We start from the raw sequence: 14,261 nt of genomic DNA on the forward strand, positions 1-14,261 counted from the left end.
CAAGATGTTCACCCTTTCTCAATTGCGTAATTGCATCGAAGAAGGCCTGTCGCCGCTGACCTGCGAGTTCACGTTGTGCCGGGACGCTTCATTGACCCTCAAGGTGTTCGACGCCCAAACCGGCCGGGTCGACCTGGTGGTGACCGGGATCAGCACCAACCGGCTGCAGACCCCGCAGGAAGTGGAAAAGATGGTGGAAGAGTTGCGCTACGAATTGCAAAGCAACAACGTCGGCAAGCTCACGTTGGATGATTTGCCTTTAGCGACGCACCCATGAAATAGAACACCCCGCCACCGACGGTAAACGCCCCCAGCATGTAAAACATGTAGTGGGCCGGCAGGCTGGCCAACACCAGCCCACACAACACCGGCCCCAGCGCGGCGCCCAGGTTGGACAGGTTCTGTGCCCCGTAATACATGCCGCGCAGGTGGTCAGGGGCAATTCGGTCGATAAACATGTACTCGGCCGGAAACACGATGATCTCCCCCACGGTAAATACCGCCATCGCCAGCACCCACCACAGCACGCTGGTGGCCAAGGCAAACCCAATCACACCCAGCATAAACATGCCCAGGCCAGCGATCAGCCACTGGCTCAGGTGGCGGTGCGAGATGCGCCGGCCAATCACGTACTGCAAGGCAATCACCAGGACGGCGTTGGTGGTGAGCACGGCGCTGATCAGGGTGTAGGTATATTGCGCGGTCGTGGTTGTCACCAGGTACTGCGACAGATACGCCGTGAACTGACCGAACACCACTGCACTGAGCACGCCACCCAAGGTGAAACACACCAGGCGATAGTCGCTGAGCAGCACGCGGCCGACGGTGAGAAACGCCAGCGGTTTGTGCGTGGCATCGACGCTGGCCAGGCTGCGATCACCCCAGCGCCAGTACAGCAGGAAAAACCCCAGGCCCAGCAGCGCCGAGAGGACGAAAGGCAAGCTGATATCCACCTTGGCCACCATTGCGCCAAAAAACGGGCCGACGGCATAGCCGATATTGGTCAGGGTGTACTTGATGGAAAACACTTCGCTGCGCGCGTCTTCGGGCAGCAAGCTGGCGAAGCCGGCCTTGATGGCGATGTCGATGACGGCATAGGCCAGGTTGATCAGGATCAGGCAGCTGTAGAACAGCCAGATGCCCTGAGCCACGACGGTGCCGATAAACCCCAGCACAAACAGCGCGCTCAAGCCCAACAACAGCCTGTAGCTGTTCACGCGGTCCACCAGAAAGCCGCCATACACGCTGAGCAATGAGCCGACAATCAGCGAACTGCCGATCACCAACCCGACCTGAGTGATGTCGAGGCCGAAGTGACGGGTGAGGTAAATCACCAGATAGGGAAAGGTAATGGCCTTGGCCAACGTCAGCAGTAACGTGGCGGACAGCAACAGGTTAACGGTGCGCGGGTAGTTTCTGATGGTGGCAAGCATCCTGCTCTCATCCGTTTGAGGTAACGCGACCTGTAGGGTCGGTTACCTTAACGCAAGAGCAGGCAAAAAAGACCGGTCATTTCTTGACGGGCGTGATCTCGAGAATCGTGCCGTTGGTGGTTTTGAGCAGCACGAACTTGTCACCCACGCGGGCCCATTGGCTGTCTTCTTCGGGTTGCTTGAGGCCGCGTTTCTTCCAGTCGCTGACCGCCGACTCCTTGCGCATCAGCATGTCCGGGGCGCGGTCGCCTTCTTTCAAATCGCGTGCGTTGATGCTCGAAGGCTTCACCGTTTCCTGCGGGGTATCACCGGCCTGCACGACAAAGCTGGCGGTGGACAGGCCCGCGGTCAGCAACAAGCAAGCAGCTAGGGTTTTGGACTTCATGGGTGCTCCTTCAATGAATGATGCGTACCCAGGTTCGGACCGCGGGCGCGCGGAATCATTCAGCCCGCCTTCAATCCTTGTGGCGAGGGGTTACACCGGCGTGCCTTGATGGAACACCATCCGCCACTGCCCTTCTTCCTGCCGCCACACTGAACTGCGCAACGACTCCCCGACGCCGTCGCGGTAACCGCGATAAGTCACCAGCGCCACCCCGTCACTGAGTGCTTTCACCGCAAACTCCGTCATGCGGCGCGCACTGAAAGCCTCATCCTGCAACCCGGCAATCACTTCGGCCTTACTGCCCCAGACATTGCCACTGGCGCCAAATTCGACAAAGTCATCCGCCAGCAAACGTTCAAGCTGCGCGGCATCGCTGCGTGTAGTGCTCTGCTGCAGCGCCTGCTCTAACGAAAACAGATGCGCTTCAAGATCCATCAGCCTTGCCCCCATGAAATTAATCCTGTAATTTTTCATGAAATTTCTCGACATAAATTTCATGAACCAACAACAAGAACTCGCCACCCTGGCCGCGTTGATCCACGACCTGCGCAAACACAAGAAACTCACCCTGGCGCAACTTGCGCAAAAAATCGAGCGCTCGGTGGGTTTCCTGTCACAGGTCGAACGTGGCCTGTCGCGCCCCACCGTGGCCGACTTGACCGCCATCAGCCACGCCCTCGACGTGCCCACCACCTACTTCTACAGCCTGCCCAAACCCAAGGCGGTGGACTGGGTCACACGCCCCAACGAGCGGCGCACGGTGTATTACGCCAACGGCATCACCGACATTCTGGTCTCGCCGAGCATGAACGGCGCCTTTTCGATGCTCGACAGCCTGCTCGCGCCCGGTGCCAACAGCGGTGAACAAACCATGAGCGACCGCGCCGAGCAGGCCGGTTTTGTGCTGGAGGGCGAGTTGACGCTGTGGGTGGAAGGCGAGCCGGACTCGGTCACCCTTGGCCCTGGCGACAGCTTCCACCTGGCCAGTTTCGCCCATTGCCGTTACGCCAACCTGACTGACCTGCCCGCCCGCGTGCTGTGGGTTTACAACTAGGAGCAACACCTGTGAAAAACCAGTCTTCCACGTTGCTGGCCGAAGTACGGAGCTTTCGCCAGAACCACCCCGAGGTGCGTTACGTCGACCTGATCGCCCTGGACATTCCGGGGCATTTCTACGGCAAGCGCTACCCGGTGGACATGCTGGAAAAAGTCGCCGCCGGCAGCCCGCTGAAGCTGCCGCAAAACGCCGTGCTGCTCGGCGCGCAGGGCGGGCTGTTCAAGATTGGTGATTATTGCTTCCACGACGGCGATCCGGACGCCAACCGCCGTCTGGTGCCAGGCACGCTCAAGCCGGTGAGTTGGGAGTCGCAGCCGCTGGGGCAGATGCTGATCACCTCGGACGGCACCGAGGCACCGATCGAGTTCGAACCGCGCGAAGTGCTGGCCAAGGTGCTCGAACGCCTGCAGCACAAGGGCATTCATCCGGTGGTGGCCTTCGAATTGGAGTTCTACCTGTTCGACAAAAAACTCGACAACGGCCTGCCGCAATTCGCCCGCGACCCGCTGAGCGAGGACGCCGATGACCAGCCCAACTTGCATATCGAGCGGCTGTCGCGCTTCAGCGAGGTGCTCGACGACATGGCGCAAACCGCCAAGGACCAGGGCATCGACATCACGGTGATCACCGCCGAAATCGGCCCGGGCCAGTTCGAAATCAATTTCGGCCACCTCGATGACGGCCTGCGTGCCGCCGACTGGGCCGCCCTGTTCTGCCGCAGCACGCGTGGCGTGGCGCTCAAGCACGGTTACCGTGCCAGCTTCATGGCCAAGCCTTACCTGCAATTTCCCGGCAGCGGCATGCATGTGCATGTCAGCCTCTACGACGCGGCGGGCAATAATCTGCTCGCCGCGCACCAGCAACAACCGCTGCGCCATGCCGTGGCCGGGTGCCTGGAATTGCTGCCGCACTGCATGCCGATCTTCTCGCCCAACCACAACGCCTTCCGCCGCCTGGGTGGCACGGTCAACGCAGCGACCCGTGCCAGCTGGGGCTTTGAAGACCGCGATGCGTGCGTGCGCATTCCCGAGTCAGACCCGCGCAACCTGCGCATCGAGCACCGCCTGGCCAGTGCGGATGCCAACCCGTATCTGGTTCTGGCGGCGATCCTGGCAGGGCTTGAGCATGGCCTTGAAGCCAAGCAGGAACCCATCGCGCCCTTGAACGAAGACCGCCTCAGCGGCACCGAATTTCCCCTTGAGATGCTCGACGCCGTGCGCGCCATGCAACATCAGCCGGTGGTGCGCGATAAGCTCGGCGCAGAATTTGTCGACGTGTATTGCGAGAACAAACGCCAGGACCATCTGGCTTTTCAACACGAGATCAACGCGCGGGAATACCGCTGGTTTCTCTAACCCCCAGGAACCACCGATGCCCGAGCAAAGCGCGCCAGCGCTCAAGGAAATCTTCAACGCCGAACGCCTGCAGCACATCGCCCGCGAGATGTCGGCGGTGTACCCGGCGTTCGACGCCAAGGGTTTTCTCAAGCACGCCAAGGCCGGGCTTGCCGAGTTGTCGGTGATGCAGCGCGTGGCGCGGGTCAGCGACAGCCTGCACGCCGTGATTGCGCTGGATTACGCGCAAACGCTCACGCTGCTTTACGCCCTTGCGCCGCGCCTGAACAGCGCGTTTGTCTGCCTGTGCCTGCCGCACTACGTAGCAACTTACGGCCAGGGTGACTTCAGGCGGTCCATGGCCGCGCTGAAGTACTTCACCACTTTTGGCTCTGCCGAATTTGCCATCCGCCCTTTCTTGCTGAACGACTTCCAGCGCACCCTGGCGGTCATGCAGCAATGGTCGCTGGATGCCAACGAACACGTGCGCCGCCTGGCCAGCGAAGGCTCGCGCCCTCGCCTGCCGTGGTCTTTTCGCCTGGCCGAGGTGCAGGCCAACCCCGAACTGTGCGCGCCGATCCTCGACAACCTCAACGCCGACAGCAGCCTGTACGTGCGCAAGTCGGTGGCCAACCACCTCAACGACATCACCAAGGACCATCCGGAATGGGTACTCGGCCTGATCGAAGGCTGGAACCTGGACAACCCGCACACCGCCTGGATCGCCCGCCACGCCTTACGCAACCTGATCAAGCAAGGCAACACCCGCGCACTGACGATCATCGGCGCCGGGGCCAAGGCCGAGGTGAAGATGCATCACCTGGCCGTCACGCCAGCCGTGATCAACCTGGGGGAACGGATCACGCTGTCATTCAGCCTCGAATCCACCGCGGCCGCCCCACAAAAACTGGTGGTGGATTACGCCATCGACTATGTAAAAAGCGCCGGCCACAGTGCGGCCAAGGTGTTCAAGCTCAAGGCATTCGCCTTGGGCGCGGGCGAACACCACAACATTCGGCGCGAACACCCTATTCGTGAACTGACCACGCGCAAGCACTACCCGGGCACGCATCGGGTGCGTGTGCTGGTCAACGGCGAGCAGCTCGGCAGCGCGGAGTTTGAACTGCGAAAGCCTTGACTCAAATCAAACAAAAGGCTCTAGCACGGGCCTTTCAGCCAGATAAATTGTCGAACAATCCTGGTTTTTGTTGTTGCGATCCATTATCATCCGGCGCCTTCTCACTGCCCGTTGGGCAGTTGTTTCAATGTGTCACCCGAGGCGCCAATGCACCGTTTGCACCGTTTTCCGTTTCACCGCTCTTTGATTGTCATCAGCCTGGGGCTGGTTACCCATTCTGTTAACGCCGCCCTGCAACCCATGGCCGAAGCCCCGCTGGCCAGTGACACCGAGCTGCATTGCCACTTCAACCGCGACGCCAGCATCGACTGCACCACCACCCAGCACTACACGATCCTCACACCCAACGGCCGCGAAATGCTCTCGCGCATTGACTTCGATTACTCCGAAGGCGACACCTTCGAGGTCATCAGCGCCCAGTCCACCCAGCCTGGCGCCAAGCCGGTCGCACTGGACGCCGCACAAATCGACACCCGCACCGCGCCCAACCCGGACCAGGGTTTCAGCCGCGACAAGCAGACCTCCCTGGCCTTCCCGAACCTGCGCGTGGGCACACAGATTCGCTACACCGTGCGCGAACATCGCGCGGCCAAACCGCTGGTGAGTCAGTTTCACTATGCCCTCACCTTCGGCCCCAGCGCGTTCCGTCGCGACCACGTCAAGGCGCGCTTTACCGCCGAACGGCCGATCCAGTGGCGCAGTGAGCTGTTCGACAGTTTCACCGTAACTCCGTCGGCCAATGGCAAGACGTTGGACGTGGTGCAAAAAGCCCCGACCTACCTCAACTACATCAACGAATCGTCCAGCGCTGCGCTACAGCGCATTCCGCGCCTGGAAGTGGGCAGCACCTTGGATCGCCAGGCGTACTTCGGTGATTTCGCCCAGCGCTACAACCAGATACTTGCCGCCAGGCTGCCTGCGCAAGCCGCCGCCGCTGTGGCCGCGGCCAGTGGCCTGGCGCCGGCGGAACAGGTCGCCGCGCTGATGCAGCACATCAACGATCACTACCGCTACCTGGGCGACTGGCGCGCGACAGAGCGTGGCTACGTGCCGTTCAACCTCGCGGAAATCGAGCAGCATGGCTACGGCGATTGCAAAGACCTCGCGATCCTGCTGACGGCGATGCTCAAGGCCAGCGGCATCAAGGCTGAAACCGCCTGGGTCAGCCGCGGCGACGTGGCGTACGCCTTGTTGATCCCCGGCACCAACGCACCGAACCACGCGATCGTGCGCGCCGAAGTGGACGGCCAGGTGTGGTGGCTCGACCCAACCAACCCGGTGTTTGCCCCAGGCCAGACCTTGCCCGACATCCAGGACCGCTGGGTGCTGGTCAACAACGCTCAGGGCCAGGTGCGCGAAGAACAGGTCCCGCTGGAGCGCCCCGAAACCACTCTGCGTCTGGACAAACAGGTGCGCTTTGACAAACAGGGCAATGGTGCCACCCAGGCGACCATCACCTTCGGCCGCCTGCCGCTGATGCAAATGAGCGTGGCTGACCGCCAACAAGGCACCACCGCCACCGACCAGAACCTCTGCGCGCATTTTGGCAACGAGATCAGCGGCTGCCAGATCACCCGCCAACCCACGACCTTTGTGGTGCACGACGGCTACACCGTCCGCGCCACCCTGAACGACCAGCGTGCCCTGGAAAAACTCGCGAATGACTACGTCTATACCGATGAGTCACTCAAAGGGCGCTGGGATGGCTTCATCAACTACCGCCGTCACCATCAACAGGCCGACCTGTACCTGGGCAACCCGCAGACCTACGACTACAGCTTCACGCTGACCGGCGGCAAGATGGAAAAAGCCATCCCCGGCTGCCAGGTGCGCTCGCCGTGGTACGACCTGGACCTGGACGGCAAGCGCACGGACGACGGGCTGCGGTATCACTATCGCCTGAGCCAGAAAACGCGTTGGCTGACTCACGCCGAGGTCGCCAGCGGGGCGTTTGGCAAAATGATTGACGAGGCGCGGGCGTGTGCCGAGCAGGTGCATCAGGTGGTGAAGCTCTGAAGGCAGCGTAAACGCAAATTCAATGTGGAAACTGGCTTGTGTGGGAGCTGGCTTGCCTGCGATGGCAGCAACTGGTTATGCCTGATCTACCGAGGCGTCTGCATCGCAGGCAAGCCAGCGCCCACATTTGGATCTCATGCCATCTGAGGGATGCCGTGTTGCAGGCTGATCCGGTTTCTTCAGCTGGATTCGCCGAGCAGCAACCCCTGCTCCCTTGCGCACAACTCCACCACGTAATCCCACAACACCCGCAGCCGCACTGACTTGTGCAGCTCCCGGCGCGAGCTGATCCAGTAGCTGCGCTGAATGCCCTCCGCCGGCAGCAGCGCCACCAGGTCCGGGTCACTCGCCGCCATAAAGCACGGCAACACAGCGATGCCCAACCCCGAGCGCGCCGCCTGGTGCTGGGCGATCACGCTGGTGCTGTGGAACACCACTTTGGGGTTGCGGCAGAAGCTGCTGAGAAATTTGAGTTCCTGGCTGAACAGCAGGTCATCGACGTAATCGATCCATGCATGCACGGCGAGGTCTTCGCGCTTTTCAATCGGCGGGTTGCGGTCCAGATACGCGCGGCTGGCGTACAGCGCGAGGCGGTAGTCGGTGAGTTTGCGCGTGACAAGTTGGTCGACGCTGGGGCGTTCGAGGTGAATGCTGATTTCCGCTTCCCGGTTGAGAATGCTGACGAAGCGCGGCACGGCCACCAGTTCGACTTCCAAACCTGGGTAGCGGTCAAACAGCCCACCCATGCGGCTGGCAAGAAACATCACGCCCAACCCTTCGGCCACGCCGAGGCGGATCTTGCCCAGGGGCGCAGCGGAATGGGTGAGTTCGTCTTCGGCCAGCAACGCGACGTTTTCCATGGCCTCGGCGTGTTTGAGCAAGGCTTCACCGGACGGCGTCAGCTCGTAGCCCTGCGCGTGCTGCACAAAAAGCGCAGTACCCAGGCTCTTTTCGATGGCCTCGATATGCCGGGCGACAGTGGCGTGCGTGGTTTTCAGGCGCTGGGCCGCGGTGAGCAAGCGGCCGCTGCGTTGTAATTCGAGAAAAAACCGCAGGTCATTCCAGTCGAACATATCGCCTCCCTTGCGTGGACAGTCAGCAGCTGCGCTCATCGCAGTGGCTATAGGCACTGTTTAAAAACGCACAGCAGCTGGGTAAAAACTAACATTTTTAAGACGAAAACTAACAACTAGGATGGAGCCAATAAGAAAAACAAGCGAGACCTCAGATGCCCATTGCAGCTGCTGAATACGATTACGTGGTAGTAGGCGCCGGCCCCGCAGGCTGCCTGCTGGCCAATCGACTGTCCGCCAACCCCGCCCACCGCGTGCTGCTGCTCGAAGCTGGCGGCCGCGACAATTACCCCTGGATCCATATTCCCGTCGGCTACCTGTTCTGCATCGGTAACCCGCGTACCGACTGGTGCTTCAAGACCGAAGCCCAGGAAGGCCTGCAAGGCCGTGCGTTGAGTTACCCGCGCGGCAAGGTCCTGGGCGGCTGCTCGTCGATCAACGGCATGATCTACATGCGCGGTCAGGCCCAGGATTACGACGGCTGGGCCGCCGAGGGCAACCCGGGCTGGGCCTGGAAAGACGTGCTGCCACTGTTCAAGCAAAGCGAAAACCACTTCGCCGGCGGTTCGGAATTTCACAGCGACGGCGGTGAGTGGCGCGTTGAGCAACAGCGCCTGCACTGGCCGATCCTGGATGCCTTTCGCGATGCTGCGGCGCAAAGCGGCATCGCGCCGATCAGCGATTTCAACCGGGGCGATAACGAGGGCTGCGGCTACTTCCAGGTCAATCAGAAGGCCGGCGTGCGCTGGAATGCGGCCAAGGCGTTTCTCAAGCCGATCCGCCAGCGGCCCAATCTCACCGTGCTGACCGAGGTCGAAGTGGAGCGCGTGGTGCTGGAAAACGGCCGAGCCTCCCAGGTGCTCGGGCGTCAAAACGGCCAGCAGATGAGCTGGAAAGCGCGCAAGGAAATCGTACTGTGCGCAGGCTCCGTGGGCTCGCCGGGCATCCTGCAACGCTCGGGGATCGGCCCTTCCAATGTGCTCAAACCATTGGGCATCGACGTGGTGCATGAGCTGCCCGGCGTGGGCGGCAACCTGCAGGATCACCTGCAACTGCGCCTGATCTACAAACTGGAAAACGCGCGCACCCTGAACCAGATCGCGGGCACCCTGTTGGGCAAAATGGGCATGGGCCTGCGCTACCTGTATGACCGCAGCGGCCCGCTGTCGATGGCGCCCAGCCAGCTCGGCGCGTTTGCCCGCTCCGGCCCGGAACAGACCTCGGCCAACCTTGAATACCATGTGCAGCCGCTGTCACTGGAGCGTTTTGGCGAACCGTTGCATGCGTTCCCGGCGTTTACCGCTTCGGTCTGCGACCTGCGCCCGCAAAGCCGCGGCCGTATCGACATCCGTTCGGCCAACCCGGCAGATGCGCCGTTGATTCGGCCCAACTACCTCAGCCATCCGCAGGATTTGCGCGTGGCCGCCGACGCGATTCGCCTGACGCGCCGCATCGTCGCCGCGCCAGCCTTGAGCCAGTTCAAGCCGGTGGAATACCTGCCCGGCGATTCATTGCAGACCGAAGCGGAACTGCACGAAGCCGCCGCGCGTATCGGCACGACGATTTTCCATCCGGTGGGCACCTGCCGCATGGGCAGCGACAAAGACGCCGTGGTCGATGCCCAACTGCGCGTACATGGCGTGCCGGGTTTGCGCATCGCCGATGCCTCGGTGATGCCACGCATCACGTCGGGTAACACCTGCTCACCTACACTGATGATTGCGGAGAAGGCTGCGCAGTTGATCCTTTCGCCGAACACAAGGAATCTTGCCCCGGAAAGGGAAATGACCACACCCGCGTGACCTGCAGGCGTCCGGCTGGCCGGCGCCTGCACAGAGACAACCGGCGCCGAGGTTGGCGCCGACAGTGGAACAACAATAAATAATCACTGTGAGGGTTACCCGATGTCAGAACATGCTCAACCCCTGGGCTCGGCCGTTCGTGCGAGCACCGGCAGCGAATCAAGAAAAGTCATCTTCGCCTCGTCTCTGGGGACGGTGTTCGAGTGGTATGACTTTTTCCTCTACGGCGCTCTGGCGGCCGTGATCAGCAAACAGTTCTTTGCCGGCGTCAATGACACCACCGCGTTCATCTTTGCCTTGATGGCCTTTGCGGCCGGCTTCGTGGTGCGGCCGTTCGGCGCGTTGGTGTTTGGTCGCCTGGGTGACATGATCGGGCGCAAGTACACCTTTCTCGTCACCATCATCCTGATGGGCGTGGCCACATTTTGTGTCGGGCTGTTGCCGACCTACGCCAGCATCGGCATTGCCGCGCCGGTCATCCTGATCGTGCTGCGCATGTTGCAAGGCCTGGCGTTGGGCGGTGAGTACGGCGGCGCAGCCACCTATGTGGCCGAGCACGCGCCGGCCGGCAAACGCGGCCTGCACACCAGCTGGATTCAATCCACCGCCACCCTCGGCCTGCTGCTGTCGCTGCTGGTGGTGCTGGCTTGCCGTTACTTCACCGGCGACCAGTTTGAAGTGTGGGGCTGGCGGATTCCGTTCCTGTTTTCCATCGTGCTGCTGGGCATTTCCACCTGGATCCGCATGAGCCTGCACGAGTCGCCGGCGTTTTTGAAAATGAAAGAGGAAGGCAAGGCCAGCAAGTCGCCGATCCGCGAGTCGTTCGGCAAATGGGAAAACCTCAAGGTGGTGCTGATCGCGCTGTTCAGCATCAACGGCGGGCAAGCAGTGACGTTCTACGCGGCGCAGTTCTATGTGCTGTTCTTCCTCACCCAATTCCTGAAAATGGACCCGGCGCTGGCCAACATGCTGCTGATTATCAGCGTGGTGATCGGCGCGCCGTTCTTTATTCTGTTTGGCTGGCTGTCTGACAAAATCGGGCGCAAACCGGTGCTGATGCTCGGTCTGCTGCTGGCTACCGCCCTGTACTTCCCGATCTTCAAGGGCCTGGCGCATTACACCAACCCGGCGATGGACCAGGCCAGCCATCAGGCACCGATTATCGTGCTGGCCGACCCGGCCACGTGCACCTTTCAGTTCGACCCGGTGGGCAAGGCGCGCTTTGACAGCCCGTGCGACAAGGTCAAGACCTTCCTGGTCAAGCAAGGCTTGCCGTACAGCAGTTCTGCGGCCCCGGCCGGCAGCCCGGTGCAGGTAAGCGTGGGTGACGTGCGCATCGACGGTTTCGACGAAGCGGCCCTGCGCGGTGCGGTGACACTCGCCGGCTACCCGTCTTCAGCGGATGTGGCTCAGGTCAACAAGGTCATGGTGGTGGTGCTGATCGTGGTGCTGATCCTGATCGCCGCCATGTGCTACGGCCCACTGGCAGCGTTGATGGTGGAACTGTTCCCGACGCGTATCCGCTACACCTCGATGTCGCTGCCCTATCACATCGGTAACGGCTGGTTTGGCGGCTTCCTGCCGACTGTGTCATTTGCCCTGGTGGTGTACACCGGCGACATTTTCTATGGCCTGTGGTACCCGGTGGTGGTGACTGGCGTGAGTCTGATCGTGGGGTTGTTCTGCCTCAAAGAAACCCGAAACGTGGACATCAATAGCAACTGATCTTCAAGACGCCTAAGACCCCTTGTGGGAGCGGGCTTGCCCGCGAAGGCGGTGTGCCAGTCGACACATTCGTTGACTGATCCACCGCTTTCGCGAGCAAGCCCGCTCCCACTTTTGATTTGTGGCACTCACACACTTTGCTGTACATCCATACAGATAATGGTTGCTCAAATCCCTCTGACTCAGCATCCTGCAAGGCATCAACCCGATCTGACGTGATGACCATGCGGCTGTACCTCTGTGAAAAACCCTCCCAGGCCAAAGATATCGCGGCCGTGCTCGGCGCCAGCCGGCGCGGCGACGGTTGCTGGCTGGGCAATGGGGTCACAGTCACCTGGTGCATCGGTCACCTGCTGGAAACCGCCCCGCCCGATGCCTACGACGCCAAATACAAGCGCTGGGTGCTGGCCGATCTGCCGATCGTCCCGGAAAAATGGAAGATGCAGGTCAAGCCCAAGACCGCCAGCCAATACAAGGCGGTCAAGCGTTTGCTGGGAGAAGCCCAGGACCTGGTGATCGCCACCGACGCCGACCGTGAGGGCGAGATGATCGCCCGGGAGCTGGTCGAGCATTGCCGTTATCGCGGGCCGATCCAGCGGCTATGGCTGTCGGCGCTGGATGACGCCTCCATTCGCAAAGCCCTGGCCGCGCTCAAGCCGGGCGCCGAAACCTTCAGCCTGTATCACTCGGCGCTGGGTCGCTCGCGCGCCGACTGGCTGATCGGCATGAACATGAGCCGTCTGTTTACCTTGCTCGGGCGCCAATCCGGCTATCAAGGCGTGTTGCCGGTGGGCCGGGTGCAGACGCCAACCTTGCGCCTGGTAGTGGACCGCGACCGCAGCATCGCCGACTTTGTGCCGGTGGCTTATTGGGCCATCGATGTCGATCTGCGCCATGAGCGCATGACCTTCACCGCCCAATGGCGCGCCACGGAGGATGCGTGTGACGACCAGGGCCGCTGCCTTAACCCGCAGTTGGCCCGCGACGCTGCCGATGCCATGCGCAACGCCGCCACTGCGCGGCTGGTGAAGTTGCGCACCGAGCGCATGCGCGAGGTGGCGCCCCTGCCCTTCGATCTGGGTACCCTGCAGGAAATCTGTTCCAAAAAACTGGGGCTCGGTGCCCAGGAAACCCTGGATATCGCCCAGTCACTCTACGAAACCCATAAGGTCATCACCTACCCACGCAGTGATTGCGGCTACCTGCCGTTGAGCCAGCACAGCGAGGCGCCGAAGATTTTAGCTGCGTTGGGGCGTGCGGACCCGGCAGTGAACGAGCTGATGCCGCACATCGATCCCCAGCGCCGTTCGCGGGCCTGGAACGACGCCAAGGTCAGCGCGCACCACGGCATCATTCCCACCGGGGCCGGTAAGGATGTGGGGCAGCTCACTGGTAAATACCGTGCGGTCTACACCCTGATTCGCGCACGTTACCTGGCGCAGTTCCTGCCTAACCATGAATACGATCGCACCCAGGCGGATTTCGACTGCGCAGGCCAAGCGTTGCGCGCAGTCGGCAAGGTTGTCATCGAGCCAGGCTGGAAACGCGCGTTGCCCGAAGCACTGGCCCCGGCAAAGGGGCGCGAGGCACCCGCGCCGCAAGCCTTGCCGACGCTGGTGCAGGGCCAGGACTACGCGGTGGCCAAGGTCAACCTCAAAGACCTGTGGACCCAGCCGCCCAAACCCTTCACCGAAGGCGACCTGATCAAGGCGATGAAAAACGTCGCCAAGCTGGTGGAAGACCCACTGCTCAAGCAAAAACTCAAGGACACCACCGGCATCGGCACCGAGGCCACCCGCGCCGGAATTATCCAGGGGCTGCTGGACCGTGGTTACCTGGTCAAAAACGGTAAGGCACTCTCGGCCACTCCGGCCGCATTCAGCCTGATCGACGCCGTACCTCGAGCCATTGCCGACCCAGGCACCACCGCGATCTGGGAACAGGCGCTGGACATGGTGCAAAGCGGTGAAATGAGCCTGGAAGAATTCGTCGCCAAGCAGGCGGCGTGGATGAGCAAGCAAGTGGCGCGCTGCAATGGTATGCGCATGGCCATCACCGGCCCGGCCAGCCCGGCAGGCCGAGGCGCCACGCCATGGAAAAAGAAGCGCAAGACGGCGCCACGCAAGACAACGGCCGGTACCAAACGGGGGAAAAAGCCGACAAATGCCGGGTGAAAGACGAAAAAATCCAGCGAATGACGTTTTTCGACGGGTTTAACGCCGCTTTGGACCTTGCAGCCCCGTAGCCCGTCTAGGATTCTGTAAGGGACCTGCTGACTTCCTAACAACAACACCGGAG

The 14,261-nt window shown here is 61.6% G+C and carries 12 protein-coding genes; 8 read left to right on the plus strand and 4 right to left on the minus strand.

All coding sequences use genetic code 11. The features are described 5' to 3' along the window. Positions 1 to 4 precede the first annotated feature (4 nt). Positions 5 to 277, plus strand: a complete 273-nt coding sequence (locus ACM530_RS29655; RefSeq protein WP_145163427.1) for a DUF1652 domain-containing protein — start codon at positions 5 to 7, stop codon at positions 275 to 277. On the opposite strand, the gene ACM530_RS29660 is transcribed toward ACM530_RS29655, so the two are convergent. The 3 genes from ACM530_RS29660 to ACM530_RS29670 all read right to left on the minus strand — a co-directional run bounded on the left by ACM530_RS29660 (position 240) and on the right by ACM530_RS29670 (position 2,268). Next, positions 240 to 1,433 carry an MFS transporter gene (locus ACM530_RS29660; RefSeq protein WP_416363888.1) on the minus strand — a complete coding sequence of 398 codons (1,194 nt, stop codon included), beginning with the start codon at positions 1,431 to 1,433 and terminating at the stop codon, positions 240 to 242. The two genes, ACM530_RS29655 and ACM530_RS29660, sit on opposite strands and share 38 nt — an antisense overlap. 76 nt (positions 1,434 to 1,509) lie before the next feature. After that, positions 1,510 to 1,818 carry an RcnB family protein gene (locus ACM530_RS29665; RefSeq protein WP_106579940.1) on the minus strand — a complete coding sequence of 103 codons (309 nt, stop codon included), beginning with the start codon at positions 1,816 to 1,818 and terminating at the stop codon, positions 1,510 to 1,512. Between the two features lie 90 nt (positions 1,819 to 1,908). Further along, positions 1,909 to 2,268: a DUF4440 domain-containing protein gene (locus tag ACM530_RS29670; RefSeq protein WP_145163665.1), complete on the minus strand. Its 360-nt coding sequence runs from the start codon at positions 2,266 to 2,268 to the stop codon at positions 1,909 to 1,911. 46 nt (positions 2,269 to 2,314) lie between these two features. Between ACM530_RS29670 and ACM530_RS29675 the strand changes: the two genes are divergently transcribed. The 4 genes from ACM530_RS29675 (at position 2,315) to ACM530_RS29690 (ending at position 7,363) form a co-directional block, all read left to right on the plus strand. Next, on the plus strand, positions 2,315 to 2,872 hold the full coding sequence (locus ACM530_RS29675; protein WP_416363889.1) for a helix-turn-helix domain-containing protein: 558 nt from the start codon (positions 2,315 to 2,317) through the stop codon (positions 2,870 to 2,872). 11 nt (positions 2,873 to 2,883) lie between these two features. Continuing rightward, complete coding sequence (locus ACM530_RS29680) at positions 2,884 to 4,230, plus strand: glutamine synthetase family protein (RefSeq protein ID WP_416363890.1); 1,347 nt, start codon at positions 2,884 to 2,886, stop codon at positions 4,228 to 4,230. A gap of 16 nt (positions 4,231 to 4,246) precedes the next feature. Beyond that, positions 4,247 to 5,347 carry a DNA alkylation repair protein gene (locus tag ACM530_RS29685; protein ID WP_416363891.1) on the plus strand — a complete coding sequence of 367 codons (1,101 nt, stop codon included), beginning with the start codon at positions 4,247 to 4,249 and terminating at the stop codon, positions 5,345 to 5,347. 156 nt (positions 5,348 to 5,503) lie between these two features. Next, positions 5,504 to 7,363, plus strand: coding sequence for a DUF3857 domain-containing transglutaminase family protein (locus tag ACM530_RS29690; protein ID WP_416365135.1), 1,860 nt, complete (start codon positions 5,504 to 5,506; stop codon positions 7,361 to 7,363). A gap of 179 nt (positions 7,364 to 7,542) precedes the next feature. Here the strand turns inward: ACM530_RS29690 and ACM530_RS29695 are convergent, their stop codons facing one another. Further along, positions 7,543 to 8,436, minus strand: a complete 894-nt coding sequence (locus ACM530_RS29695; RefSeq protein ID WP_404487627.1) for a LysR family transcriptional regulator — start codon at positions 8,434 to 8,436, stop codon at positions 7,543 to 7,545. Between the two features lie 155 nt (positions 8,437 to 8,591). Between ACM530_RS29695 and ACM530_RS29700 the strand changes: the two genes are divergently transcribed. The 3 genes from ACM530_RS29700 (at position 8,592) to ACM530_RS29710 (ending at position 14,137) form a co-directional block, all read left to right on the plus strand. Then, positions 8,592 to 10,238: a GMC family oxidoreductase gene (locus tag ACM530_RS29700; RefSeq protein ID WP_416363892.1), complete on the plus strand. Its 1,647-nt coding sequence runs from the start codon at positions 8,592 to 8,594 to the stop codon at positions 10,236 to 10,238. Positions 10,239 to 10,340: 102 nt separating this feature from the next. Further along, positions 10,341 to 11,963 carry an MFS transporter gene (locus ACM530_RS29705; protein ID WP_242200813.1) on the plus strand — a complete coding sequence of 541 codons (1,623 nt, stop codon included), beginning with the start codon at positions 10,341 to 10,343 and terminating at the stop codon, positions 11,961 to 11,963. 224 nt (positions 11,964 to 12,187) lie between these two features. Continuing rightward, on the plus strand, positions 12,188 to 14,137 hold the full coding sequence (locus ACM530_RS29710; protein ID WP_416363893.1) for a DNA topoisomerase III: 1,950 nt from the start codon (positions 12,188 to 12,190) through the stop codon (positions 14,135 to 14,137). Positions 14,138 to 14,261: the final 124 nt, after the last annotated feature.

Origin of the sequence: Pseudomonas sp. NFX183 (genome assembly GCF_047943075.1) — a bacterium.
In the GTDB taxonomy this organism is placed as follows: Bacteria; Pseudomonadota; Gammaproteobacteria; order Pseudomonadales; family Pseudomonadaceae; genus Aquipseudomonas.